General features: G+C 50.8%; 22 protein-coding genes and 2 tRNA genes. 16 read left to right on the plus strand and 8 right to left on the minus strand.

From position 1 onward, the window contains the following. Positions 1-4 precede the first annotated feature (4 nt). The 6 genes from HMPREF0636_RS03445 to deoC all read left to right on the plus strand — a co-directional run bounded on the left by HMPREF0636_RS03445 (position 5) and on the right by deoC (position 9,218). Positions 5-1,270 carry an amidohydrolase gene (locus HMPREF0636_RS03445; protein WP_044168506.1) on the plus strand — a complete coding sequence of 422 codons (1,266 nt, stop codon included), beginning with the start codon at positions 5-7 and terminating at the stop codon, positions 1,268-1,270. A 228-nt stretch (positions 1,271-1,498) separates the two neighbouring features. Then, positions 1,499-3,877: an AAA family ATPase gene (locus HMPREF0636_RS03450; protein WP_044168507.1), complete on the plus strand. Its 2,379-nt coding sequence runs from the start codon at positions 1,499-1,501 to the stop codon at positions 3,875-3,877. Between the two features lie 110 nt (positions 3,878-3,987). Beyond that, complete coding sequence (locus HMPREF0636_RS03455) at positions 3,988-4,803, plus strand: purine nucleoside phosphorylase I, inosine and guanosine-specific (RefSeq protein WP_005467572.1); 816 nt, start codon at positions 3,988-3,990, stop codon at positions 4,801-4,803. Positions 4,804-5,362: 559 nt separating this feature from the next. After that, positions 5,363-7,939 (plus strand): alpha-glucan family phosphorylase, encoded by a 2,577-nt coding sequence (gene glgP, locus HMPREF0636_RS03460; RefSeq protein ID WP_044168508.1) that lies wholly within the window; start codon positions 5,363-5,365, stop codon positions 7,937-7,939. Between the two features lie 22 nt (positions 7,940-7,961). After that, on the plus strand, positions 7,962-8,318 hold the full coding sequence (locus tag HMPREF0636_RS03465) for a nucleotide pyrophosphohydrolase (protein ID WP_044168509.1): 357 nt from the start codon (positions 7,962-7,964) through the stop codon (positions 8,316-8,318). 24 nt (positions 8,319-8,342) lie between these two features. Continuing rightward, positions 8,343-9,218, plus strand: a complete 876-nt coding sequence (deoC, locus tag HMPREF0636_RS03470) for a deoxyribose-phosphate aldolase (RefSeq protein WP_044168510.1) — start codon at positions 8,343-8,345, stop codon at positions 9,216-9,218. 688 nt (positions 9,219-9,906) lie between these two features. On the opposite strand, the gene rho is transcribed toward deoC, so the two are convergent. Next, on the minus strand, positions 9,907-11,820 hold the full coding sequence (gene rho / locus HMPREF0636_RS03475) for a transcription termination factor Rho (protein WP_044168512.1): 1,914 nt from the start codon (positions 11,818-11,820) through the stop codon (positions 9,907-9,909). A gap of 282 nt (positions 11,821-12,102) precedes the next feature. After that, positions 12,103-12,179: transfer RNA gene (locus HMPREF0636_RS03480), tRNA-Arg, on the minus strand. A gap of 719 nt (positions 12,180-12,898) precedes the next feature. Between HMPREF0636_RS03480 and HMPREF0636_RS03485 the strand changes: the two genes are divergently transcribed. The 8 genes from HMPREF0636_RS03485 to HMPREF0636_RS03520 all read left to right on the plus strand — a co-directional run bounded on the left by HMPREF0636_RS03485 (position 12,899) and on the right by HMPREF0636_RS03520 (position 20,860). Then, on the plus strand, positions 12,899-14,593 hold the full coding sequence (locus tag HMPREF0636_RS03485; protein WP_044168513.1) for a SulP family inorganic anion transporter: 1,695 nt from the start codon (positions 12,899-12,901) through the stop codon (positions 14,591-14,593). After that, positions 14,590-15,591 carry a tRNA dihydrouridine synthase DusB gene (gene dusB, locus HMPREF0636_RS03490; protein WP_044168515.1) on the plus strand — a complete coding sequence of 334 codons (1,002 nt, stop codon included), beginning with the start codon at positions 14,590-14,592 and terminating at the stop codon, positions 15,589-15,591. Before HMPREF0636_RS03485 ends, dusB begins: the two co-directional genes overlap by 4 nt. A 43-nt stretch (positions 15,592-15,634) precedes the next feature. Further along, positions 15,635-16,774 (plus strand): DUF4369 domain-containing protein, encoded by a 1,140-nt coding sequence (locus HMPREF0636_RS03495; protein WP_044168516.1) that lies wholly within the window; start codon positions 15,635-15,637, stop codon positions 16,772-16,774. Between the two features lie 10 nt (positions 16,775-16,784). Then, positions 16,785-17,897 carry an endolytic transglycosylase MltG gene (gene mltG / locus HMPREF0636_RS03500; protein WP_044168517.1) on the plus strand — a complete coding sequence of 371 codons (1,113 nt, stop codon included), beginning with the start codon at positions 16,785-16,787 and terminating at the stop codon, positions 17,895-17,897. Between the two features lie 278 nt (positions 17,898-18,175). Beyond that, positions 18,176-18,919 (plus strand): tRNA threonylcarbamoyladenosine dehydratase, encoded by a 744-nt coding sequence (locus tag HMPREF0636_RS03505; RefSeq protein WP_044168518.1) that lies wholly within the window; start codon positions 18,176-18,178, stop codon positions 18,917-18,919. Positions 18,920-18,925: 6 nt separating this feature from the next. After that, positions 18,926-19,609, plus strand: coding sequence for an ABC transporter ATP-binding protein (locus HMPREF0636_RS03510; protein ID WP_044168550.1), 684 nt, complete (start codon positions 18,926-18,928; stop codon positions 19,607-19,609). A gap of 27 nt (positions 19,610-19,636) precedes the next feature. Next, positions 19,637-20,317 carry a ComEA family DNA-binding protein gene (locus tag HMPREF0636_RS03515; protein ID WP_044168519.1) on the plus strand — a complete coding sequence of 227 codons (681 nt, stop codon included), beginning with the start codon at positions 19,637-19,639 and terminating at the stop codon, positions 20,315-20,317. A 393-nt stretch (positions 20,318-20,710) separates the two neighbouring features. After that, positions 20,711-20,860 (plus strand): hypothetical protein, encoded by a 150-nt coding sequence (locus HMPREF0636_RS03520; protein WP_248616866.1) that lies wholly within the window; start codon positions 20,711-20,713, stop codon positions 20,858-20,860. Positions 20,861-20,943: 83 nt separating this feature from the next. Here the strand turns inward: HMPREF0636_RS03520 and HMPREF0636_RS03525 are convergent, their stop codons facing one another. Then, a complete protein-coding gene (locus tag HMPREF0636_RS03525; RefSeq protein ID WP_044168522.1) occupies positions 20,944-21,333 on the minus strand; it encodes a DUF805 domain-containing protein in 390 nt (129 codons plus the stop codon). Between the two features lie 313 nt (positions 21,334-21,646). Between HMPREF0636_RS03525 and HMPREF0636_RS03530 the strand changes: the two genes are divergently transcribed. Together HMPREF0636_RS03530 and HMPREF0636_RS03535 are read left to right on the plus strand one after the other, a co-directional pair. Next, the gene (locus HMPREF0636_RS03530; protein ID WP_044168523.1) at positions 21,647-21,844 is read left to right on the plus strand and encodes a hypothetical protein; all 198 of its coding nucleotides are present in this window, start codon (positions 21,647-21,649) and stop codon (positions 21,842-21,844) included. A 10-nt stretch (positions 21,845-21,854) separates the two neighbouring features. Further along, positions 21,855-22,907, plus strand: a complete 1,053-nt coding sequence (locus tag HMPREF0636_RS03535) for a hypothetical protein (RefSeq protein WP_155807278.1) — start codon at positions 21,855-21,857, stop codon at positions 22,905-22,907. Positions 22,908-23,080: 173 nt separating this feature from the next. Here HMPREF0636_RS03535 and HMPREF0636_RS08200 read toward each other — a convergent pair whose 3' ends face one another. The 5 genes from HMPREF0636_RS08200 to HMPREF0636_RS03560 form a co-directional block, all read right to left on the minus strand. Beyond that, the gene (locus HMPREF0636_RS08200) at positions 23,081-24,109 is read right to left on the minus strand and encodes a GNAT family N-acetyltransferase (protein ID WP_052328725.1); all 1,029 of its coding nucleotides are present in this window, start codon (positions 24,107-24,109) and stop codon (positions 23,081-23,083) included. Beyond that, on the minus strand, positions 24,102-25,022 hold the full coding sequence (locus tag HMPREF0636_RS03545) for a DUF2156 domain-containing protein (RefSeq protein WP_155807279.1): 921 nt from the start codon (positions 25,020-25,022) through the stop codon (positions 24,102-24,104). The genes HMPREF0636_RS08200 and HMPREF0636_RS03545 overlap by 8 nt, the downstream gene beginning before the upstream one ends. 7 nt (positions 25,023-25,029) lie before the next feature. Continuing rightward, the gene (locus tag HMPREF0636_RS03550; protein ID WP_005467542.1) at positions 25,030-25,521 is read right to left on the minus strand and encodes a threonine/serine exporter family protein; all 492 of its coding nucleotides are present in this window, start codon (positions 25,519-25,521) and stop codon (positions 25,030-25,032) included. A gap of 36 nt (positions 25,522-25,557) precedes the next feature. Next, a complete protein-coding gene (locus tag HMPREF0636_RS03555; RefSeq protein WP_052328726.1) occupies positions 25,558-26,385 on the minus strand; it encodes a threonine/serine exporter family protein in 828 nt (275 codons plus the stop codon). A 92-nt stretch (positions 26,386-26,477) separates the two neighbouring features. After that, a tRNA-Met gene (locus HMPREF0636_RS03560) sits at positions 26,478-26,549 on the minus strand. Positions 26,550-26,738: the final 189 nt, after the last annotated feature.

Consider the following 26,738-nt stretch of genomic DNA (forward strand, 5'->3'; position numbering starts at 1 on the left):
CTGCATGTCCATACTGATCAAGAATGTCCTCCACGAGGACACCATCACTGACGTCCTCATCGAGGGCAACCGCATAGCTCGCATTGCCCCTAACCTCCCCTCCCCAGAGGGTGCGGAGGTGATCGATGGGACGGACAAGGCTGTCATCCCAGGCTTCATCAATACCCATACGCATGCTGCGATGACCCTCTTCAGGGGCTACGGCGATGACCTGCCCCTAATGGAGTGGCTCGAGGACTATATCTGGCCCGTGGAGGCCAAGATGACCGCCCACGATGTCTATGTAGGTGCTCGGCTGGCTTGTCTGGAGATGCTGCGCTCGGGGACTACATGCTTCCTCGATATGTACATGCATCCACTGGAGACGGCTCGGGCTGTGGAGGAGCTGGGGCTACGTGCCCACCTCTCCTACACGCTCTTCGACCAAGGGGGGGCGGAGCGTGCAGCCCTTGATCGTAAGCGTAGCTACGAGTACTACGAGGCCTTCAAGGCCTTTAGTGACCGCATCACCTTCACCCTCGGGCCACATGCTATCTATACGGTCAGTGGGGAGCAACTGCAGTTCTGCCACAAGTTCGCCGTAGAGCATAATGTCAAGATCAACCTCCATCTAGCAGAGACCAAGGGCGAGGTGGACGAGTGTGTCCGCCAGCATGGCTTGACGCCCGTGCGCTACCTCGAGAAGCTCGGTATCCTGAGCGAGCACCTAATCGTCGCCCATGTCGTGTGGGTGGATGATGAGGAGATGGACCTCCTAGCGAAGCATCGAGTAAGTGTCGTGCATAACCCAGCCTCGAATATGAAGCTGTGCAGTGGCTATACCTTCAAGTACGAGGAGATGAAGAAGCGGGGCATACGACTCGGTATCGGTACGGATGGTTGCTCCTCGTCCAACAACCTCGATATGGTCATAGCGATGAAGCTCGCTTCGCTCCTGGGTAAGGCTTGGCGGTTTAGCCCCACAGCGACCAAGGCTGCGGACATCTATCACTCCGCTACGATCGGCGGGGCAGAGATACTAGAGATCCCCGCAGGACGTATCGCCGAGGGTATGCTCGCTGACTTATCTCTTGTAGACCTCAACGTGCCCGAGCTGGTGCCTCTGAATAGTCTGACCTCCAACCTCGTCTACGCTACCTCCGGAAGTAGCTGTATCGACACCGTCATCATCGACGGCGTCATACGCATGCGAGACCGCTACGTCCCAGGCCAGGAAGAGATCATCGCCGAGGCAAGGGAAGTCGCCCGACGGCTATTCGGACACGGATAGATATACGCTATCAGAACCCTCTTATAGACTAGCCCACATAGCCTAGAAGCTATATGGGCTAGTTTGTATCCTTGCTTTTGCTATTCGTCTTTCCATAGACAAATGTCCATTTCATAGACCGTCACATAATCCAATCTAATCAACTAATAGATTCGCTATATTTGTGATGAATTAATCATCTTGTAGCATTTCAGGAACAGTATAAGGCTCGACAATTAAAGACTAGCTATGATAAAGAAAATAGATATTCCATCCTTTGGACAATTTAAGGGCTACAAGTGGGATAAAAGGCTAAAAGATATCAGTTTTCAAGAACTGAATGTTATCTATGGAAGGAATTACTCGGGTAAGACTACTCTATCTAGGATATTTGCAAGTATTGAGCAGGGGCATATTGCAGAGGAATATATCAAGGGAGCTTCCTTTAAACTAACAACAGAAGAGGGTGAGATTTCGGAGTCTACTTTCTCCACCACTTTTCCCTACCAGTTCAGAGTGTATAACTCGGACTTTGTCAAGCGTAACCTAGCCTTTTTCTATGATGAGACGAAACCCATTGAGTCTTTTGGGATTATCGGAGAAGAGAATAATGAAATTCAAAGGCAGATAGATTTAATAAGTAAGGACCTAGATAGCACGCAAGAAGAGCTCAATGAGTATTCCTCTGAACTCAAAAAGCTCAAGGAAGAATCTAAAAAAGCCGGAGAAAAAGGAACCAATAAAGCTAAGGAGATCAAAGAGAACCCTCAGCTTTGGATGGCACAATATGGATCATATGATATAACGAAATTAGATGAAGAGATCGAGAAAATAACAAAGGAAAACATCCCCGAATTGGATGATGCTGCCATCATTAAATATAAAAGGATGGTTAATGAGGAGGAGAAGTCTCCATTACAGCATGCTTCTCTTCCTGCAGGAAAGGAGCAACTTCGGCGATACACAGAGTTGGCTAAAACTCTTGTAACAAAGTCGGTTAATATCTCTAAGGTCATTGAGGTGCTTCAAAAAGATGCAGATTTGAATAAGTGGGTTGAGACAGGGTACCATTTACATCAAGAGGGACATAAGATCTGCAAGTTTTGTATGAACTCTATTGCAGAATCTCGGTGGAAGGAACTCTATGAGCATTTTAGTAAAGAATCTTCTGATCTTAAGTCGGAGATTGAAGCGTTAGTTGATAAGCTCAGAACAGCTAAGGATTTCCCAGCTGAATTCATACAAAAATGTAACATTACCTCCATTTCTTTCTACTCTTCATATGCAGAAAAATACGCAGAATGGGAGAAAGGATGGAATAACATCAAGGAAGAGTATATTCAGATTATCGAATGTTTGCTGTCGCAACTTGAAGCTAGGAAACGAGATATATTCACACCTCTTCAGTGGAAAGAGGTAGATGACCCTTCTAAGAAAATCGATGGTTGTATACTCTTCCTCAATAACCTAATCGATGAGCATAACATATACACCCAGAACCTTGATCAAGAGAAGAAAGAGGCCCGTGAGCATCTACGATACAATAGTATCCTTCAATTCTTTAATGAGAGCGGCTATAAAACGACCAAACAGAGAAAGGAGAAAATTGAAGAACAGGAGCGAAAGTGTAATGACTTGAATGAAAAAATCCGCAATCAAGAGGAGGAGAGGAGTAAGATTCAGCTGGAACTTAAAGATGAAAAGAGAGCAATAAAAGCTATTAATGACTTATTAGAGTACTTTGGGTCAAAACAACTACGTTTGACATCAGAGGGTAAGGGTATGAGTTCTTCTAGGTTTGCTATTCAGCGGAGTGGAAAAACAGCTTATAACCTAAGTGATGGGGAGAAAAGTCTCATTGCTTTTTGCTACTTCATGGTTAAAATAAAAGATGAACTCGATTCTAGAGATTCTAAAAATGGTAAGCTGATCATCTTTATTGATGATCCTATATCAAGTCTTGATAGCAACCATATATTCTATATGTTTAGTCTGATAGAAACTATTATCTGCCATCCCCAGAAGTATCATCAACTCTTTATATCAACCCATAACTTAGAGTTTTTAAAATATGTACAGAGGTTGACTGAGAAAAATAAGGGTCGATGTAATCTTAGTATCTGGAGAGAGGAATGCGACAATAGCGAATCTCGTAGTGTCATTGGAGAGATGCCTCCTTTATTACGAGATAATATCACAGAATATGGCTTTTTATTTAGGGAAATATATAGATATGTCAAGCCTTGTGGTGGAGACCGTTCTAAGTGTCTAGAGAAGGAATATACTCAGTTCTATAATCTTCCCAATAATATGAGGAAGTTCCTTGAATGCTACTTCTCATATCGGCATCCACACTCACAAAGTCCTCTCGATAGGGAGAATCTTGAATGGTTGTTCGGGGATACACCATTTCCCGCTATGATAAATAGAATCATCAATGAAGGCTCACATTTAGCTTGGGGGGGGAGAGGTGCAAGCCTTATAACCGATACTAAGGAGGCAGAAGATGCAAGTCTACGAATCCTGAAAGCTATCAAGAAGAAGGATCCAGAACATTTTGATTCTCTCTGTCGGGCTTGTGGAATCAATCCACAGAAAGACGGTGTAAACCTCGGACAGACGGTGTAAACCTCGGACAGACCCCCTCCTCCCTCTTCCCCCTCTTCCCCTAATTATTGTTATATTCGCTATGCTCTTCAAGCAGCAGACATTAGCAACTATCAATAAGATTACTCAGTATGCTCGAACAACATTATCACGAGGCGGCTAACTACCTTGCCTCACGCCTTCCTAAGGATATTCGTACCGCTATCATCCTCGGTAGCGGCCTCGGTAAGCTCGGGGACATGCTCCAGAATCCTACCGTCATCCCCTACACCCAGATTCCACACTTCCCACACTCCACTGCTATCGGTCATAAGGGGAACCTTATCGCTGGTACGCTCTCGGGTGTACCTGTACTCTGCATGCAGGGACGCTTCCACTACTACGAGGGCTACCCTATGGAGCAGGTGACCTTCCCCGTGCGGGTGATGAAGCTCCTCGGGATCGAGAACCTCCTCGTGTCCAATGCCGCTGGAGGAATCAACCAGACCTTCCGAGTAGGAGATCTGATGATCATCCGTGACCATATCAACAACCTCCCCAACCCACTCATCGGGCCTAATATGGAGATGTTCGGACCTCGCTTCCCTGACATGACCCGTCCTTACGATAGGGACTTCATCACGAAGGCTAAGGCCATCGCTCAGGAGCTAGGTATCCATGTACATGAAGGGGTGTATGTCGGCCTTACGGGTCCTTCGTACGAGACTCCAGCGGAGTACAACTACTGGGCACGCTCAGGCGGTGATGCCATCGGTATGAGTACCGTCCCCGAGGTAATCGTAGCTCGTCACGCTGGTATTCGTGTCTTCGGTATGTCGGTAATCACGAATGAAGGTTGGCACTTCGACGACGACTTCGTCAATGATGGTGACGATGTGATTCGTGCTGCCAATGCAGCCTCCGATCGTATGGGACGTATCTTCAGCGAACTCCTGCGCCAGATTTAGCACATCCACCTTCACACAATCCACCATTATACTAGACAGCCTCGGTAATCATCGGATTACTGAGGCTGTTTTGCTTTTCTCGCAAACCCAAGCTCTGTCCTCTCTTTGAGTAGAGGAAAGCCTCCTTAGTTTCCCTAACCAAAGAAAGCTTAGAGCACAAACGCAAACAACATATAATCAACACCTTAAACAGCCACAAAACAGAGCTCTAAACGAGTTGCCATAACTCGTCGTAGCGACTTACCATAACTCGCTGTGACGACTTACCACAACTCTCTGCAGCGAGTTACTATAACTCTTCATAACGAGTTATGGCAACTCGTCAGCACCCTCTACAAACGACCTAGATAGGAGGGTTTGACCCATACCATTACCATCTCCCCCACTCTGCATAGTTCTCCAGCATACGCTCACGAAGTAGCTTTACCCCAAAGAGTCAGCACTTGTCTTGCCGAGGAAGCATATAATTTCACCAAGAAGCGGGTGCATAATTATCACTATCTTTGTAGCTTAGATAATTCTAGTCACTCATCAACGAAACGGTAGAAAAAAAGATAAAATGATCATAACTAAGCGTGCCAACGACCCTATTTGGACAAACATCTACGCTTATGCACAGCTCCCCGAGGAGCTTAGGCGACTCGAAGAGCTCACCCACAACCTCTGGTGGGTATGGAACCCTAGGGCTCAGAGTCTCTTTCGGCGGCTATCCCCCGAGCTCTGGGAGGCGACCGAAGGAAATCCAGTAATGGTTGCTCGTCAGCTCTCCGCCGAAGACATCAGCAAGATCTGTCAGGACAAGGAGCTGATGAGGGAGTTGGATGAGGTCTATGCGACCTTCAAGGCCTATATGGCTGAGCCTCAGGACAGCGTCCGCCCTTCGGTAGCCTACTTCAGCATGGAATATGGTCTAACCAATGTGCTGAAGATCTACTCTGGGGGGCTTGGGGTCCTGGCAGGAGATTACCTCAAGGAAGCCAGTGACAGCAACGTACGGATGACCACTGTGGGCTTCCTCTACCGCTACGGATATTTCACACAGACCCTATCGCCAGAGGGGCAGCAGCAGGCCAGCTACGAGGCACAGGACTTCGCCCAGCTCCCCTTAGAGCAAATCTTTGAGGCTGACGGACAGACACCACTTGTCCTCGAAGTCCCTTACTCTACACACACGGTCTACTGCCATGTGTGGCGAGTGAACGTTGGGCGCATCAGCCTCTACCTGCTCGATACAGACATCGCACAAAACAGTGAATGGGATCGCCCCATCACACACCAGCTCTATGGTGGTGACTGGGAGAACCGACTGAAGCAAGAGTATCTACTCGGTATCGGTGGTGTGCTTCTGCTAAAGAAGCTAGGTATCACCAAGGATGTCTATCACATGAACGAAGGGCATGCAGCTTTCATGAATGCCCAGCGTCTCGTGGACTATGTCGAGGGCGAGGGTCTTCCCTTTGACGAAGCCCTTGAGCTCGTACGTGCCTCTTCGCTTTATACCGTTCATACACCCGTCCCTGCTGGACATGACTACTTCGCCGAAGACCTCCTGGGTAAGTATCTAGGGCATCTACCCGCTCGCCTAGGGATCTCGTGGCATGAGTTTGTAGATTTAGGTAGGGAGCATCCTGGGAGCGATGAGAAGTTCTCAATGAGCGTCTTTGCCCTCAATACGTGTCAGGAGGCTAATGGGGTGAGCTTGCTACATGGCCGTGTATCTCAGGAGATGTTTGCCCCGGTATGGAAGGGCTTCTTCCCCGAGGAGCTTCATGTCGGCTATGTGACCAACGGCGTACACCTCCCCACATGGGCTTCAGCCGAGTGGCAGGAGCTATATACGAAGGTTTTTGGGGAGGATTACCTCCATCATCAGACAAGCGAAGAGACATGGGCTAAGGTACAGCAGATCCCGAGCGACGTACTCTGGGAGACGCATCAGACGATCAAGCTCCGCCTCATCGAGCATATACGTTCCTTCTATGGTGAGCGGTGGATCCGCAACAGCGGTGACCCTGAGACAACAGTCTCTGTACTCGAGGGAATTAATCCCAATGCACTGCTCATCGGCTTCGGTCGTCGCTTCGCCACCTACAAGCGCGCACACCTACTCTTCACTGACCTAGAGCGACTAGAGCGCATTGTCAATAACCCAAAGTATCCGGTGCAATTCCTCTTCACAGGGAAGGCACACCCTGCCGATGGTGGTGGACAAGGCTTGATTAAGTACATCCTAGAGATCAGCCGTCGCCCAGAGTTTCTCGGTAAAATCATCTTCCTTGAGAACTACGACATGCGCTTAGCAAGCAAGCTCATAGCAGGCGTAGACATCTGGATGAATACGCCGACACGTCCTCTAGAGGCCTCTGGCACCTCCGGTGAGAAGGCAGAGATGAATGGTGTACTGAACCTCTCCGTACTAGACGGCTGGTGGTATGAAGGCTACCGCAAGGGTGCTGGTTGGGCACTTACCGACAAACGTACCTTCGCAGACCAAGGTCTTCAGGACAAGCTTGACGCAACGACCATCTATGACCTACTAGAGAAGGAAATCCTCCCCTTATACTTCAATCGCGATGGACGTCCCTACTCCGAGGCTTGGGTACAGACTATGAAGAACTCGATGAACTTCATTGCTCCGCACTACACCATGCGTCGTATGATGGATGATTACTTCGATCGCTTCTACACGAAGCTTGCCCAACGCTCTGCACGCCTACATGCAGAGGGGAATGCTATCGCTAAGCAGCTTGTCGCATGGAAGCAAAGCGTCATCTCACACTGGGATGCGCTACAAGTCATCTCCGTAGAGGACATGGGGAGCTCCATACAGAGTAACAGCGAGCGGCACACAGGCGCTAACGAAACTATCCGCCTCGTCCTTGACAAGCATGCACTCACCTGTGACCTTGATGTAGAGCTCGTGGATGCTCGTGAAGATGAGCACGGCAAGCTATGCCTCGTGGCAAAGACACCGCTCAAGCTCGTGAGCCAAGATGGCACAAGAGCTGTCTACGAGATTAGTTTCGTGCAGTCTCGCCCTGGCCACTACAAGCGTGCGCTTCGTATCCTACCTTCACACCCCGAGCTACCCCATCGTATGGACTTCGCTCTTGTGCGCTGGGTAGCACTCCAATAGGGAGCATTCTGTGCCCTCCAATATGGATAGTAAACTCACACTTACCCACGCTCAGACCCTCGTCGATGAGTGGATACAAACCTATGGTGTACGCTACTTCTCACCTCTAACGAATATGGCCATCCTAACGGAAGAGGTAGGAGAAGTGGCGCGCCTCATGGCACGTCAATACGGGGATCAGAGCTTCAAGCGCAGCGACGAAGCACACAACCTCGCTGACGAACTAGCAGACGTACTCTGGGTATTGCTCTGTATTGCCAACCAGACAGGTGTGTCGCTCGAGGAAGCGTTCCTCCGTAACCTCGAGAAGAAAACCCTACGTGACAAAGATCGGCACCATGCAAACCCCAAGCTCCACGCCTCCAACGAAGAAGTTTAATCACGTTTACTCAATACACGAACCATGGTAGAAAACAATCCCAACAAGTACAACGAGGCATTCTCCGCCTTTGCCCCTGCACTCAGCATTGAGGAGCTGGATAAGCGAATTGAGGACATCCTCGCAAAGAGCTTTACAAAGAACAATACCAGAGAGGTCAAGAAATTCCTACACTCCACAATCGACCTAACTACACTCTCTGGCGCAGACACCGAGGAGAAAGTGGCAAAGCTCGTAGCTAGCGTCAATGACTTCGAGGGCACAGAGGACGTTCCTTCTGTCGCTGCGATCTGTGTGTACCCCAACTTCGTTAAGACTGTACGCAGTGTGCTCACAGCCGAGGGTGTACAGGTCGCATGTGTGAGTGGTTGCTTCCCTGCCTCGCAGAGCTTCATTGAGGTCAAGATTGCAGAGACTGCTCTCGCTATCGCCGATGGAGCAGACGAAATCGATATCGTGCTTAACCTAGGAGCATTCCTCTCTGGTGACTACGAAGAAGCAGCCACGGAGATTCAAGAGCAACGATCCACCGCTCGTACAGCGCACCTAAAGGTTATCCTTGAGACTGGTGCACTGAAAGACCCCGAACTCATCCGCAAGGCCTCCATCCTCTCCCTCTTCTCAGGCGCAGACTTCCTAAAGACCTCCACAGGCAAGGAATATCCAGGAGCTGACCTACGTGCAGCCTATATCCTTTGCTCGGTACTCAAAGAATACTTCGATAAGTATGGTGAGAAGCGAGGGGTAAAGTTCAGCGGCGGTATCCGCTCAGCCGAAGAAGCAGTGAAGTACTACTGCATCGTCGAGGCACTGCTCGGCAAAGAATGGCTGGATAATAAGCTCTTCCGCATCGGAGCCTCAAGCCTCGTTGGTAGCCTACAGAAGGAGATCCTCAGCTAGCTATCACTTCCGTCTTTTTATCCTTGCCCCATGCTCCTCTAGAGCATGGGGTATTTTTTTCTCCTATTACAACGTAAGTTCGGCATATCGGGCATAGTCTCTCGGCAGCACGGAGGGCGTGACCTGCTGGCTAAGCCCATCGGCATGGTCCGTAAACTAAGTATATTCCTCCGACGACTTCTTCACCCAAGCCTTTCTCATACTTCTCTCTTTGATGGATCATCACCCTTCACAAACGCCCTAGATACGGAGCCTTTGACAAGGGGATAACGACTTACCATAAGTCGCTCAGACGAGTTACCATAACTCTCTTCGACGACTTACCACAACTTTTCATCACGAGTTACCATAACTCTTTGCAATGACTTATAGTAACTCGTCACTAGCTATTTTCGCCCCTTCCTAATCCACTCAATATGAATTCGGTATCCATTCTCTCTGTAAGGGAAGACGAGCACCTCCAAACACCCATTGGATAGGAGTGAGTAAAGAGCCTGCGATAAACAAATCCCCCGACCAAGACGAGCTTGATCGGGGGATTTGTTTGACTTATTTGCGTAACTCAAGTAGGGCAGGCAGGCAAGTGGGACTGCAAGGCAGTGGTTCACATAGAGCCTATCCTGTCTACTTACTTGATAGCCTTACTGTGAGTGCTTAGGTGGGAATTAATAGAGATTGGTCTCGCTCTCTACCCGTTTACCTCAGCGAAAAACTCATCGTTCGTGGCTGTACGCTGCATGAGGTTGCGGACATTCTCCATCGCCTCAATAGGGTTCATTTCTGAGAGCACCTTGCGCACAGACCACATGCGCTGTTGCGTGGAGAGATCCTGCAACAGGTCATCACGACGTGTGCTGCTGGCCACAAGATCCACTGCTGGGAAAATACGCTTATTCGCTAGGCGACGATCGAGCTGTAGCTCCATATTACCCGTTCCCTTAAATTCCTCGAAGATGACGTCGTCCATCTTAGAGCCGGTCTCCTGCAGTGCGGTGGCCAAGATCGTGAGGCTACCACCACCACGGATGTTACGTGCCGCACCGAAGAAACGCTTAGGCTTCTGCAGAGCATTAGCATCCACACCACCAGAGAGTACCTTCCCTGAGGCTGGCTGAACTGTATTGTACGCACGTGCTAGACGAGTGATTGAGTCAAGCAGGATGACTACGTCTTGGCCACTCTCGACCATACGCTTGGCCTTGTTGAGCACAATCTCAGCGATACGGACGTGACGATCTGCTGGCTCATCGAAGGTCGAAGCAATAACTTCGGCATTTACGCTGGATGCCATGTCTGTCACTTCCTCTGGACGCTCATCAATGAGCAGGATGATCATATACACCTCGGGGTGATTCGCTGCGATTGCATTAGCAATATTCTTCAGCAGGACAGTTTTACCTGTCTTAGGCTGTGCGACGATGAGACCACGTTGTCCCTTACCGATAGGCGCAAAGAGATCAACAATACGCATAGCAATCTTGTCTTGCACCGCAGGGTTACGTGGAGACTCGAGCTGGAACTTCTCATCGGGGAAGATCGGCGTGAGGTGGTCAAAGGGGACACGATCACGCATCTCCGATGGCGTACGACCATTGACTCGGATGATCTTCTCAAATGGGAAATACTTATCCCCATCCTGTGGTGGACGGATGAAGCCCTCAATTAGGTCTCCTGGGCGTAGACTCCATTGTTTGATTTGGGCTACCGATAGATAGACATCATCGGGTGAAGGAAGATAGTTATAATCTGCAGAGCGAAGGAAACCATAGCCATCAGGCAGGATCTCTAGCACACCCGTACACTCGAGGATACCACCGAAGTCAAACTCATCCTGAGTGCTCTTTGCCACAGGACGAGTAGCACCTTGCTGCGCCTTACCCTCTGTACGAGGCTTTGTTGTAGGCGGGTTAAAGGCAGGAAGCACCTGATCCAACACGGACTTACTGTCCTTATGACGGAAGACCATACGTCCCATACCTTCTGCTCCCTCACCACGAGTATCCGAAGCTCCATCAGGCTCGGCATGAGACCCAGCCTCTTTGCTAGACTCTGTAGGAGCACCGACAGGTACCACACGAGGTAGTCGCGTAGTAGATTGCTGGGCTGGGTCTATAGCCTGTGCCGTCCCTTGTGTTTGGGGCTTTGGCTGGGCTACACCCTGCTTGGGCTGAACGCTACCGCCCTCCTTGGACGTAGCATCCTCTTGTCCTTCGCTTGCCTTGGCAACAGCTTGGAGAGCCTGCTGACGAGCCAATACCTCAGCCTTGCTGGGACGGCCACGCTTGCGCTTAGGCTGATCAGGTCTAGGCTCATCCGATGTAGCCTCCTGAGATACTGTTGTAGGGGAAGTGGAACCGTCTGGTGTGGGTTGTGGTGTTTCTTGGTTGGTGGTAGACGTGGTTGGTGAACCCTTTCGTGGTCGCCCAGGGCGACGCTTATCAGACTGTGTACCAGCCAGGGCAAGTGCCTGCTGATCGAGGATAGCATAGACGAGGTCTTGCTTGGCTTGATAGCTCTCGGAGGCGAGGTCAATCTCGCTAGCGACCTTGCGCAGCTCCTCGAGGCTCATGTTTGATAACTCTGTGATGTTGTACCGTTGCATAATTATTTGAAACTCGATCCTCCTCATGTGGGCTAAATGGCCTCACCATACCAGGCTAGGCTAGAGAAGCAAGCTAGAGTCCTTGAGCGGAATAAGGGAAAGGCTTGCGGGTAGCTCCCGCATGTCTATCGCTCGAAGATCCTAGCTGGGATGCTAGCTCCGAGGAGGGGAAATAAATACTCCTGTTTTCTAAGCAATTCGTCGAATATCGTGTAGGGGGAAAAGAAGAGAAGCAATTGCTCCATGGGTGGACTCTCTGTGGAGCCTAGAGGTGCTCAGCTGTGGTGATTGGGCTGGGATTCGAACCCAGGACCGATAGCTTAGAAGGCTATTGCTCTATCCAACTGAGCTACCCAACCATTCACTCTAGACTTGTCTGTCTGCTGTACAATCCTCCATGATGTCACGAACGTCATCGCCCAGAATTGCACGGCAAAGATAGCGTAAATATTTATACTCTCCATTTATTCGCACGTCGCTGGAGCTCTACACACTCCCTCTACAAGTGCAATCTAAGGATAAGGACAAGCTATCTGGGCATCGCTCTACCCTTGGTTGCGCAATCCCAAAGCTACCTAGTCACAGCAACAAAAGGAAGGACAAGAATTTGAACTAGAAGCAAAAACATATAACTACCCAGCTGAATTAAATTCCACTGTAACACTCTCTTTTGTCGGCATTTACAAGGGCGATTAACGAGTTACCATAACTCGTCTCGAAGACTTACCATAACTCTCTACAACGACTTACCATAACTCGTTCGAACGAGTTACCATAACTTGCTGAAGCGAGTTACCACAACTCGTAGCAGGCTCTTCAAACACACGACATAACGATTTATTTATAAGCACATTACATCAACATCAATAAAATAATGAAAGACGGTGTTGCAGGGGAAAATACACATAGCACAAGTCTTCATCCCTTGACGAAGTAAGAGGATTTCGATACAGTCCCCTAGAGCTACACTTTTATTTGCCTACCATTACAGGCCACTTACCACATGCCACGTCCTTCCTTTGCCGTATCTTTGTCTACATCATAAACATAAGCGGAAATTTATCGGAGAAATAACTACATGAAGCTGAGTATCGACTTTCGCCCCATGCTCCTAGACCGTATCAAGGGCTACACCTCTCAGACATTGTCACGAGACCTGATGGCTGGGCTTATCGTGGGTATTGTGGCACTGCCCATGGCAATCGCATTCGCCATAGCTAGTGGCGTTTCCCCCGAGGTTGGGCTCATCACAGCTGTAATCGGGGGCTTCCTTGTTGCTGCCCTAGGGGGTAGCTCGGTACAGATAGGGGGTCCAACGGGAGCGTTCATCATCATCGTCCTAGGTATCATCGGAGAGTATGGGATGAGTGGACTCCTTTTGGCTACACTCATGGCTGGAATACTCCTTGTACTCATGGGGGTACTGGGGCTAGGTTCACTGATTAAGTTCATCCCCTACCCCATTATCCTAGGCTTTACCGCTGGGATCGCTGTCACGATCTTCACGACACAGGTCAATGACCTCTTCGGGCTGGGGCTAACAGCCTTACCCAAGGAATTTATCCCGAAGTGGGGCGTACTCCTCTCTTCACTTGGTAAGACACATTGGCTAACGCTCGCCATCGGAGTGGGAAGCGTCATCATTATACAACTAACCCCAAAAGTCACGAAGGTAATCCCAGGCTCACTAGTGGCCATCATCCTCATGACACTCCTCGGCTATGGGCTGAAGACTTGGGGAGGCATCACCGAACTAACGACGATCGGTGACCGCTACCAAATATCTACCTCCCTCCCCTCTTTCGTCACACCAGAGCTCAGCTGGGAGGCAATCCAACGTTTGATTTCACCAGCCTTCACCATCGCCCTACTAGGGGCTATTGAGTCCCTGCTCTCCGCTAGTGTAGCTGACGGTGTCATCGGGGAGCGACATCGCTCAAACACGGAGCTTATCGCACAGGGTGTGGCAAACATCGTTGTTCCGTTCGTCGGTGGTATCCCCGTGACAGGTGCAATCGCTCGTACGATGACTAACATCAACAACGGCGGACGCACCCCCGTCGCTGGGATGGTACATGCCGTAGTGCTTCTCTTGATCTTCCTCTTCCTTATGCCCCTGACAGCCTACATCCCCATGGCGTGTCTAGCCGGCGTGCTTGTGGTCATCTCCTACAACATGAGTGGATGGAGGTCTGTACGTGCAGCACTGAAGGGGCCTCGTAGTGATGCAGCAGTCTTAGCTACGACCTTCCTCCTAACGGTACTCTTTGATCTAACCATAGCTATTGAGCTGGGTCTACTTCTCTCCATGCTTCTCTTCATGAGGCGGATGGTGGAGTCCACCAAGATACTTGTCTCTCGTAAGGAGCTAGCCCTACACGCACATGGTGATGATGGGCATCACGGAGCACAGGAGGTCCTTACCCTACCTGATGGGGTCGAGGTCTATGAGATTGACGGACCCTTCTTCTTTGGTATCGCCAACCGCTTTGAGGAAATAGTCTCCGCAACAGGAGACCGCCCGAAGGTACGCATCTTACGTATGCGCTTTGTCCCCTTCATGGACTCTACCGCTGTGCGAAATCTACATATACTGATTGAGACCTCACGCGCACAAGGGGTACAGCTTGTCCTATCAGGCGTCAATCCACGAGTGAGGGAAACCCTCATAGCTACAGATATAGTCGATCTCATTGGGGAACACTATATTTGCTCTGATATTCACCTCGCCCTCGAGGCTGCAGTATCCTACATAACGAGCAAGGAAGGATGAAGATAGGTAAGATCGAGACTGGAGCAGAGCCACTACTACTCGCCCCCATGGAGGATGTGACGGATGTGGCTTTTCGTCTCCTATGCAAGCGGTTTGGCGCAGATCTTGTCTATACCGAATTTCTAAGTGCAGATGCCCTCATACGTCAGGTAGCAGGTACGACACGTAAGCTGACCATTGATCCTGAAGAGCGTCCCGTAGCCATACAGATCTATGGCCGTGAAGTTGAGCCAATGGTGGAGGCAGCACGTATCGCAGAGGCTGCAGGGCCTGAGCTACTAGACCTGAACTTTGGTTGCCCCGTGAAGCGTGTCGCAGGCAAGGGTGCAGGTAGCGGGATGCTACGTTGCCCAGATCTGATGCTTCGTATTGTTTCTGAGGTCGTCAAAGCTGTAAAAATCCCAGTGACCGTAAAGACCCGCCTCGGCTGGGACAACGAGAGTAAGATCATCGTTGAGCTAGCAGAGGCCCTGCAGGACTGTGGTATCCAAGCCCTCACCATCCATGGGCGTACCCGAGCGCAGATGTACACAGGCTCAGCAGACTGGAGCCTCATAGGAGCGGTGAAGAATAACCCCAGGATGCATATCCCAATCATTGGGAATGGGGATATCACCTCAGGGGAAGAAGTCCGCAGAGCTTTCAATGATTATGGCGTGGACGCTGTGATGATAGGTCGTGCCACAATTGGGCAACCCTGGGTCTTCGAGCAGATGAAGCATTACCTAAAGACTGGGGAGCAATTACCCCCACGTGAGAAGACCTTCTATGTAGATATCCTACGCGAACTCGTAGACAACAATATCCGTAAACTTGACGAACGTCGTGGTATCCTCCACAGCCGACGACACATAGCAGCTAGCCCAATCTTCAAGGGCATCGACCACTTCCGTCCCGTGCGTATCGCCATGCTCCAGGCCTCAACTCGTGAGGCACTCTTCGCCGAGATCGCCCGAGCAGAAGCTATGCTCCTCGCCTCTGAAGCACAGGGGGCATAGCCCTCAATTCATACCCATTCCCTCTACTATCCACCAACGCAATATGAAGACAAATCTCTCTCCTATCCTTGCGCTCCTCGCCGTGCTAACGCTTGTAGGTTGCAATCGGGGAGCACAAAATAGTTTCACCGCAGACGGTACGATCTCTGGCGCAGAGGGTCAAGTCCTTTACCTAGAGGCAACCAGTGCTGATGAGCCAGCTCTCTTAGACTCTGTCACGCTCGGTAAGGATGGACGCTTCTCCTTCGAAGGTGAGGCACGCTCCTACCCTCTCTTCTTCCGCCTTAGGCTCGGAGAGGAGTTTATACCCTTTGCCGCAGACTCTTTGACCCATCTGAGTGTGACGGCCGATGGGAAGCACCTCTTTGCCTCCTATCGCTTCACCAAGGCTGAGCCTTACAACGAAGCGATACGTGAGATTAGCCATCTTCGTTGGGCCACGGATCAAAAGATCGAAGCCTTCGCAGACACTTACCCTGAGCGTAGGATGACGATTCAGGAGGCACAACAACATATTGATTCGCTCAGTGCTGAGCTGAAAGAGGTGCTAACCTCTCGGTTCATCTATAAGGATCCCAAGAGCCCTGCTGCCTATTTCGCCCTCCTACAGACCTACAAGGGTGCAGATGCCTATTTCTCACTCACTGACCCTAGGGATGCTCGCACCTTCGCTGCCGTTGCTACCGCTTACGATACTTATTATCCCCAAGCTCCCTATACCGCACTGCTAAAGCAATACGCTCTGACCGCACTAGCCAACCAGCGGGCAAGCCAGCGTGCAGCCCACCCCGACTCTACCCTAGCATCGAAGCAGGTTATCGTAGACTACCCCGAGCTAAGCCTCAAGGATAAGTCTGGGAAGGTCGTATCGCTCACAGAGACAGCCTCCCGAGGCCCAGTCCTCTTGAGCTTCACCAGTTACTCCTCCGAGTGGTCACCAGCTCTCGTGGCACAGCTCCGAGCATTCCACGAAGCACATCCCGAGATCACAATCTACGAGGTCTCGCTCGATCGAGATAGCTATTTCTGGAAGAATGCTACCCGCACCCTCCCCTGGATCAGCGTCAATGATCCCGAGGGTACGAGTATCACAACATACAATGTACAACAACTACCTTCCTTCTTCTCTATCCGAGGGAGCGAACTCAAAAGGCTTACCTCGCCTCAGGATATGACAAAGTAAGTTTACCCCTATGAGCAAGCACTCCGTCGCCCACTACCAGCGAATCAATGGTGGTCGCATCCTCCCTTCACGAAAGAAGCGTTCCTCTAAGCTCCGTCGGGGCATCCTCCATTGTCTCTCCATTCTTTTCGTCCTCTGCCTACTTGCTCTCGTGGCAGGAGGAGCCTTCCTCTACCTCACTCCAGCGGGACGGGTAGACCGAGGGACGACCTACATACTCGTCTCTCCTGGGGCTAAGTACAAAGATGTCGAGCAACAACTGCAAAACAAGCTCTGGCTTCGCTTCCCCTCCGCCTTCCGTTACCTAGCTCAATGGAAGGGGCTTACCTCTGCACCCCTACGCTCTGGTCGCTATGCTATCCCCCGAGGAGCTACGATGCCCGAGGTCATCGAGATCCTCCAGACAGCGGAGCAAGTTCCCCTCACCATTACCCCCACAGCCCTAAGGACAGAGGACGAACTCATTACCTTCCTCACCTCTAATCTTTGGCTTCGTGCTGATTCACTCCGTACTCTACTTCGTGACTCGAGCTTCATGGCACGCTATGGGGCGACCTCTGAGACCTTCCGAGCCGAGGTGTTACGCCAGCCCTTCACCATCGCTTGGGATGCAACGGGGAAGACGCTCCTAGACAGCCTACATAGTGGATACCTACGCTTCTGGAAGGGGGCTCGCACCGACCAGGCACAGCGACTAGGCCTGACTCCTCTTCAGGTGACCACTCTGGCCTCCATCGTAGAGAGCGAGTCTGCCAAACCCGACGAATACCGCCGCATCGCAGGGCTGTATCTGAACAGACTACGTAAGGACATGCGTCTGCAGTCTGACCCCACAGTGAAGTTTGCTCTCGGAGACTTCTCCCTGCGCCGGATCAAGGGGGAGCACCTCTCGGTCTCCTCGCCTTACAATACCTACCTTGTCACGGGGCTTCCCCCTGCCCCGATTGTCCTGCCCCGCACATCGACCATCGATAGTGTGCTTCGTGCCGAGGAGCATGACTATCTATATATGTGCGCGCGTGAGGACTTCTCTGGCTACCATAGCTTTGCAGCTGACTACGCCACACACCTCTCCAATGCTCGTCGCTACCAGCAGGAGCTTGACAAAAGAGGCGTAAACTAAACCAACAAGGAAAAATAAGAAATCGAAAGTGAGCTGTGCCAAGGGTACAGCTCACTCGGTTCTTCTCCCCACCTTCCGCTTCCCCCTCCTAGATGGACTAGTCGCTCTAGCATCCCTAGTTGCCTTCGTCCTAATTCCCTCCAACAGGCACTGAGGGAACCTCTCTAGAGGCATCCTCGTAACCTCCCCCGAGGTATCGGGGATACCTCCTCCGAGGTTTCCTCGGCACCTCGTAAGCCCTTTTTATGCGCTATATTTGTAGATGGTAAAGATTACTCATGACTGATAACAAGACTTGGACCGAGCGCTCTCGCCTGCTATGGGGAGATGAGCGCATAGATGAACTCTCTAAAGCTCACGTCCTACTCGTAGGGCTAGGGGGCGTAGGGGGTATGACAGCTGAGCTCCTCGTACGAGGCGGCATTGGTAGGCTCACGATTGTAGACGCAGACACCATACAGCCGTCAAACATCAATCGCCAGCTCGTCGCCACCCACAGCCACATCGGCGAGCCAAAGGCACAGGTACTTGCTACGCGCCTCCTAGACATCAATCCTCAGCTCCAGCTCGAGGTCATCCAGGACTTCCTGAAAGATGAAAACATGGTGGAACTTCTAGACCGCCACGCCTATGACTTCGTGGTTGATGCCATTGATTCCCTGAGTCCGAAGGTATATCTCATAGCCCTCTGCAAGCAACGAGGTCTCGCCATCGTCAGTTCTATGGGCGCAGGGGCGAAGAGCGATCCCACTCAGATTCATCAGAGCGATCTCTCCAAGAGCTACAACTGCGCTCTGGCTCGATCCCTTCGCAAACGCCTCCGTAAGCTAGGCATTACCCGTGGTGTACCCGTTGTTTTCTCCTCCGAGCTTCCCGATGAAGAGGCCGTGATAGAGATACAGGGCGAGCAGTGTAAGCGATCCACTGCTGGCACCATCTCCTATATGCCCGCACTCTTTGGCTGTCAGCTAGCGGCTTACGTCCTACGCCACCTCACTCTCACCCCCAAGCAAGGGGCTTAACCTATGATTATACAAGCGACCAATATCCATAAGAGCTTCGGAAGTCTCGAGGTGCTCAAAGGTATCGACCTCACCGTAGAGGCTGGGGAGATTATCTCCATCGTCGGGGCAAGCGGTGCAGGGAAAACTACCCTCCTACAGATCCTCGGCACACTAGAGCAAGCAGATAAGGGAGCCACCCTCACCATCGCAGGTGAGGAGGTGACACGCCTCGGCACACGTGCCACGGCTGAGCTTCGTAACCGCAAGATTGGGTTCATCTTCCAGGCACATCAGTTACTACCAGAGTTCACAGCCCTAGAGAACGTTATGCTCCCCGCCCTCATCCTCGGTACGAGCAGAGCAAAGGCTCGGGAGCGTGCCTCGGCTCTACTGGCACGCCTCGGGCTGAGCGAACGAGCAGAGCATAAGCCCTCAGAGCTATCAGGGGGCGAAAGCCAGCGGGTAGCTGTTGCTCGAGCTCTGGTGAATGAGCCTGCGGTGATCTTCGCAGACGAGCCCTCAGGGAGCCTCGACACCGCAAACAAAGAGAGCCTACATCAGCTCTTCTTTGACCTAAGGCAGGAGCTCGGGCAGACCTTCGTCATCGTCACACACGATCCCGTCTTCGCCTCACGAGCCGACCGAATGATTGTGCTGAAAGATGGACAGATTGAGCGCACGGAGGTTCACCCCCCAACTCAGGGTTAACCCATCCTCAACCATCATCCCCTTATCATGCGACAGACTGACCCATCTCTAGGACGAGCCGAACGGAAGGTGCTTATCCTGTTAGCACTGGTACTCACCTCCGCCCTTGCCCTCTATGCCTTGACCACTCGAGATCAACCCAAGGGAAAAGAGGAGGTAGCTACCTCCTCTACCATCGCACAAGCTCCACAGAGTGGCAAGACAGGGCATCGAGACACTCTCATCACCGACGAGCATTACATAGGCCCCGTGGACAAAGGGAGACAGGTGGAGAAGTTCCGTCGCTATGTCTCCCTAGACCTCAATACTGTGGACTCACTGACGCTCCTTCGTGTGCCGGGTATTGGCCCCTCGTTTGCTCACCGCATCCTCTCCCTCAGACAGCGACTCGGAGGCTACTATACGGTACTACAGCTTCAGGAGGTTTATGGGATGAATGAGGAGAAATTCCTCGAGCTCAGACCATGGTTCACAATCAAGACAATGCCCATAGTACATAGGCTCTCAGAGCTTCGGGCAGACTCCCTACCTTGGCACCCTTACCTACGTCGAGAGACCATGCGTACTCTTAGGCAAATGGTGCTAAGGCATGGGCGTAAGCTCTCCTGGAGACTCCTTCGTAGCGAGGGAACCTTCACCCGAGATGATAGCATACGTCTTTCCCCCTACTTCACCGATGCCCTCAGCCCCAGAGATACGCTTCCCTAAAACGAGGCTAATGGAACTAAGGCATCTAGAGGGACAAGGAAATGTGAGGCAACTAAGAAGCAAGGCAGTGTAGCCCCAAACAACCAAGGAGCGGGAGACGCTCTCCTCTACCTAGGCTCAGCTTCACAGGCAACCACGCCTCAATCTTCTCCCCTTGTAGTCTCCCTTTTTAGTCTAACCCTCATCACCATTTCCCGAGCCGCTACTTCTCCCCTTGCGGTACAGCCCAGAGCTCTCTTCCCTCTATCCTACCACCATCCCCTCTACACAGCTCGACACACCCTTCTCCTCCCACTCCGCCATTCTCTCCCCACAGTCTTCATAGACCCTTTACTATCCACGTTTCTTATTCCTCCACTTATGTCTTATCGTCGTCCTCTCACCTACACACAGATGGTTATAATCGCAGTACTATGGTTGGCTCTGGTGATCTGGATACTGATTGGTTCAACAAGGCTTGATGGCCTGACCCTCCTTACCCTCCTAGCCTCCGGCGTACTCGTCTTCTACCCCATCATCAAGAGCTACCGCCAACGTAAGTAGCAAGGGGATAAAACGTAGCGAAGCCATGACCCTGATGGGTCATGGCTTCGCTCTTTTAGTCTTATGGTGACTCTTACTTCTGCTTAGAGTCCCTTAGGGTTAGGACCATAAGCGTTTTCTCCTGGCTGGCTATCCTGCACGAAGAAATAGAGCAGTACAAGTGCTCCAACAACAGGGACGAGGCATAGCAAGATGTAGTACCACTCCTTGCCAATATCGTGGAGACGACGTACGCCAGCTGCGAGGCTTGGTACAATAGTTACGACACCCACGAGGATAGTACCTAGCGTGGAGATGAAGGGAGCATCCAGCAGCCCGGCGATAAAGCCGAAGACGAAACCGATAATCCCTCCAAAGATGACATTGAAGAGAAATAGACCCCAATACTCCTTACGTCGAGCACGGCCTTCGAAGTCCTTAAACTTGAGTGTGTAGCACTCCTTCCAATACTCGAACAGTCCTTTTTCTTGCATAGTTGTTTCTAATGTTAGGTTGATGATCTGTTATTTACTTACGTCCAAAGATATACATAATATTTTATACATATCTAAAAAGTATGTATCTAGGAGATAGAGCCCCCTCACAAAAGAACCCTAGATAACAGGGCGAATATATACCCAAAAGCACCTTCAGGGAAATGTTAAAAACATACATATATTGCTGATTGTCTTATATTTAGTATCTTTGCAGTGCTTTTGGTTAGTTATCCGAAACAAAGCTCATCACTTCTCTAAAGCAAGAGAAGAGCTTAGTGAGTATAAATCCCACATATTTACATAGAACCGAATGATAAAAAAAAGACCCTATACTGAGGAGGATCGCCCTTGGTGCCAAGTATGGCGTCTACCCGTAGCGGAGGACGTATTAGTAAAGTTTAGTTCTAATATTCCTGATTGGTTAGATAGTGATGATGATAGTATCTTCGAGCCCTACGATCCGGACAACCATGGATCATTTAAGGAAAAGGGAGGAGGACTTGGTTAGTATGACAACAATGAAAAAAATCCTACTCAGCTACGCTCAACTATTCATTGGGGCGTGTGCCATTATACTTTTACTGAATGCTTGTAATAAAGAGCAGGAGCCTGTTACCCCTCTGCCCAACAAGCCCGTTACGCTATCTATCACCCTAAGCGAGGAGCCTACATCGGCACGTGTGGCTCTACGCAATAAAGAGAATCCAAACTACAACGAAGGGACAGATCCCGATAGCAAGAAATACCTTGGTATTTCCTTCCTCTGGGATGCTGGCGATACAGAATTGGTTCGCCTACTCTTCTCCCAAGAAGGCAAGACTTCTGCCGTTGTAGAGGCCACTATGAGAATCTATGCACATGATGCGACGAAGAAGGTTTACCGAGCTCAGCTAGCCAACATTACTCTTCCTAGTGGACTTGATCCCACGGACGCTGCTCACCCCATATATATATCAGGGGTCATAGGGGCAAAGAGCCTCACAGCTGACGGTGAAGCAGAGATCGGGGGAGTAGAGGTATATCCTCAGGACACCAAAGGCTTCTGTCCCCCCATGTTTTTCGATGCCACAGAGCTTGTCCTAAAGAATGGAGAGCTACAGGCCACTGTGAGCTTCAAGCTGCTAGGCTCTATCATCGCTATGGATTTGCCTGGCACAGATAAAGACCGAGTCTATAAACAGATGAGCATCAATAGCCGTAGCTTCCAGTGCAGTGGTACGCTCACCTTGCCTAAGAAGGAAGGGGATGTACATACCTGGCAAGGCACTTACACTCAAGAGCAGCTGGAATATGTAAATTATGAGTTTGCTGCCCCTGTCCATAACATATTTGTCCCAAAGACAGAGACACCGACCTCACCTATCAATCATAAGCTCGCCTATCTATGGGTACATCCTGAGGACATAAATACTCCCTCTCCTCTCTTTTTGTACTTTGAAGGTGACTATGGTACTGGCACGATGCAGTACTCCTTGAATATAGGCCTTGCTAAGGGTATCAAGTCTGGCAGAGCCTACTACTTAGACATCAGCAAGGGTTCGATTGTTTGGGATGGATCCTATGCTCCCTAGGGCATAGCCACATAAAACGTATTCATTAAATAACCGAGGTGGGGTCTTAGATTCGCTCTAAGACCTCACCTCGGTTATTTCTAGTGGAGCTACCTATGTACAAGATGCATCGTACACAAGCCTAGGGGGATGCTATCAGCCTAAGCCAATGTATCACAAGGGAGGTATGCCAGTCAGCGGTCGAAGAGGAGGGAAAGACGGCAGGAAAAGGGCAGTGAGCATGCATGTGAAAGGGTAGAGAAAAGCTGACGCATCGAATGAATGACATTCGAGGTATCCTTGGTTAAGGGCTTGATCGTCACTGTTCCATCTATAAACTCATAGACACCGCTATTCTCAGGGAACAGGTCGTCATGAAAGGCTACACTCATACAGAGCTTCGGATACTGCAAGGCAAGGCTTCTGAAGAAGGCTGGCAGGTCAAGGATGCGAATCATCCCATGGGTGTACTGCTCTTGCGAGCTCTGAGGATTAAGATCGTAGGTAATGGGCTTATCTTTTGCCCTTTCCTTGAGTCTCTCCAGCAGAGCCTTCCGCGCCTCTCTTGCACCGAATAGGGTATCGACATATAGCCCGTCCTCTCGCTCTATGACAAAGACTGCCCCAGAGACTAAACCATCACCATTCCTATGCTCCCAGACAAAGCGATCATGACCTGTCTCAAAATCCACAACGACAGCCTCCAGGAAGGGCTTGGTATGCACCAGCCTAGTTCCCCCACTCGTCCGCTCCACTTCACACAGATAGTCAATAAGCGTTGGAGCGGTACACTCGAGGTTTTCCTCATCCAAGGCAACCCGTTCGTCCTGCGTCCTCGAGCCACCGATGATCTCGGCATAGCCTGCCACACGGGTGTAGTAATCATAGAGCCACTCCTCAGCAGGGATGATGAACGAACATATATCTCCTCGCTCCCGCCCCTTACGAAGGGCTTCATGCAGGAGCTCCTTCATCACACCACGCCCTCTGTAGTCGGGATGTGTACAGGCAGCAAAGACATAGTTCGCTGGATATAGATGCGCTCTGCTAGCGAACGCTACATCTAAGAGCTGAAGATGCCCGACAGCCTTCCCGCCCGCATTGTAGAGGAAGGTCGTATCATCCCCACCAAGCTTAGAGAAAAACAAGTCTAGGTAGGCATCGCTATCACCAAAGCATTGCTTCCAGAGCGCTCTTGCCTCCGCCTCATGACTCCTATTCATTACACTCATGCCTGAGGATGGCTGCGATCTTAGGCAGGATGATCTCAGGCTTATAGGAGAGTTTTGCCTGACGAAGTCCCTCGATCCCTAGGTCTTCTTCACGATTTACATACGTGTACTGCTCGGGGATCGTCGCCGCAAAGAGCTTATTAATCATGGTGAAGGCTCCATCATAATCTCTACGAGCCTTCTCGATATGCACGCCGAAGGTCGTCTCATTGATAGGCGAACCAATAGTGAATGCCACTATCTTACCCTCGACACGAAGGATACCACCAGAGAGCTGGAGCTCCTCGAAGTGAGTGAGCAGGCGGTGTATGACCTCTTCCTCCTTGTCCTCACCATCCGCCTCACTGCCATGCTCCCGTAGCCAAGTCCGCTCTAGAGCCATGCACTCCATCGCATTCTCTCCTGTAATCGGCTCGAAGGTGTAGTCATAGCTCTTCTCGAACTTATTTACGTGGTTACGCTTCGATTGCAACGCCTTCCCCGACAGGGTCACGAGTTTCTCTCGAAGGTAGATATAGTCTGCATTCCCTTCACTCTCTAGGAATGTGAAGGCATGGGGACAAAAGGTCTCCAACCGCTCCCTACAAAGAGGTGTCACGCCCATCAGCACCAGCGGATAGTTACCAGCCTCAGCAGTCTCCTTGAGCCGTAGTATGGCTTGGCTCACACAGCCTTCCTCACGTAGGATGGGTACGAGGTAGGCAGGATGCGCTCTCTGGGGCGAGGTGAAACGGATGAAGAGCGTTTCATCTGAGATACAATAGCTTGTTTCATACTTCACCGCCCAGCCATAGAGGTTTGCGAAGGCTAGGTCACAAATCTGCCCGTAGCTATGTAGTGTGAAAGAGGTAATCTCCTCCCGAGCCTCGGGCGTGATGGGTCTAAATAGTAAATCGTTCATCATCTCATCGTTACTTGGCCTCTCCTCGTGTCATTCGGAAGGAGGCCTTATAGCAGAGGAAAAGGGGGATTGCTACACCTACCCCAAGTGCAAACATCGTCAGTAGGGCAATGATGGCATTACTGATGATCTCCGGCAAGTACTGCTCCTGCGCCACATCTTGTGTCGTCTCCATGAAGCGGATCATCCCAAGGAGTGAGCGATAGGCAAACCGACCAGGGATCATAGGCAGTAGGGCAGGGAAGGCAAAGACCTCAATCGGATAGCGAGCATGGTAGGCGAAGGCTACAGCCAAGAAGCCCACAAAAGTTGCAGCAAAGAAGGTCGAGACTGCAATATTAACCCCTGCATACTCCATGAGGGAGAAGCGTATAATATTCCCGAAGAAGGCCAGTATCGGCACGTAGCGGAAGGCCGCCCGAGAGGGATTTCCCACGGCTGCGAAGCCAAGGGCAGCGATAGCGGCGAAGAAGCCTTTCTCCAATATCAGTAGCAGATCCATACCTACAAAGCGAAGTTAAGTCAAATGGTTCAAGAGTTAGAGCAGAGAGAGGTTAAGCATCATCAGAGTACAGCTCAGCCCAACCGTGATACTGATGACGATCATCACAGCCGTCATCAGTCGAGAGACGCCGTTGAGCATGAAGCCATCTAAGAGATCCATCATCCCATTGATGAACGGGACACCAGGTATCAGGTAGAGCACACTCGTCCCTAGAGCAATCTCAGGATAGGTCTCTAGTCCAAACTTCGCCCCCAGCCCGACAACAAACGAAGCTACGAACGCAGAGACACAGACCACGAGGTACGGGTACGCATGCCGAGCGTTTAGCTCTTGGCGCACAAAGAAGCCACACAGCGTGCCGAGGAAGACAAAGCCCGCCGAGCCCAAGTCCCCACCGAAGAGTAGGCAGAAAGCCATATTCGCCAGACTGATGAGGAAGAGGATGAGCCAGCGATTGACGGGCTTGGTGTCGATGATTGTCTGGAAGCGTTCCTCCAGCTCATCCAGGCTCGGATGGTTATCATAGGTGTACCACGACAGACGGCTAAGCTCAGCATTGAGGAAGAAGTTCAGAGGTCGGTGTCTGTGACGCATCATCCCCGTAGTGGGGTGTACACAGCTCGTATTAGGACATGTGGGGGAGGTGTTCCCAGAGGCAGGCATGAGCGTCATTGTGATATTTCGCTGAAACATCATGATCGTCAGCTCATAGCCATAGGCATGGGCTATGCGTGTGGTATTGACCACGATACGGGAGGTTTGCACCCCGACACTGGTCTGCATCGTGGCAAAGCGAAGCAAGAAGTCCAATAACTGCTCGGGATCTACATCTCGGAGCGAACCTGGCTGGGTCTGTAGCATAATGCAAAACGACTAGGTAGTAAATACGAAGAGCCTCCGCCTGTGGTACAGGGAAGGCTCTTTGATGCGAACTATGCTTTTATTCTAGCTAGTTGCGGAGGCAGGATTCGAACCTACGACCTTTGGGTTATGAGCCCAACGAGCTACCACTGCTCCACTCCGCGCTATCTCTTTTTGCTCTGCAAAGGTACTATAACCTTTTTGAATAACCAAATAGGAGGCTGCTTACCCCCTAATGACAACCTTTTGTAAATCATTTGCAACCAGCATGCACTCGCCCGCCCCCATGTGTGCCACCCACCCTGTGTATCCCAGCCTCACCCCTCGTCGCCGAGGAAAGTTATGGTAAGTCT

The sequence above is a fragment of the Porphyromonas catoniae ATCC 51270 genome (assembly GCF_000565015.1).
GTDB classification, from domain to species: Bacteria; Bacteroidota; Bacteroidia; order Bacteroidales; family Porphyromonadaceae; genus Porphyromonas; species Porphyromonas catoniae.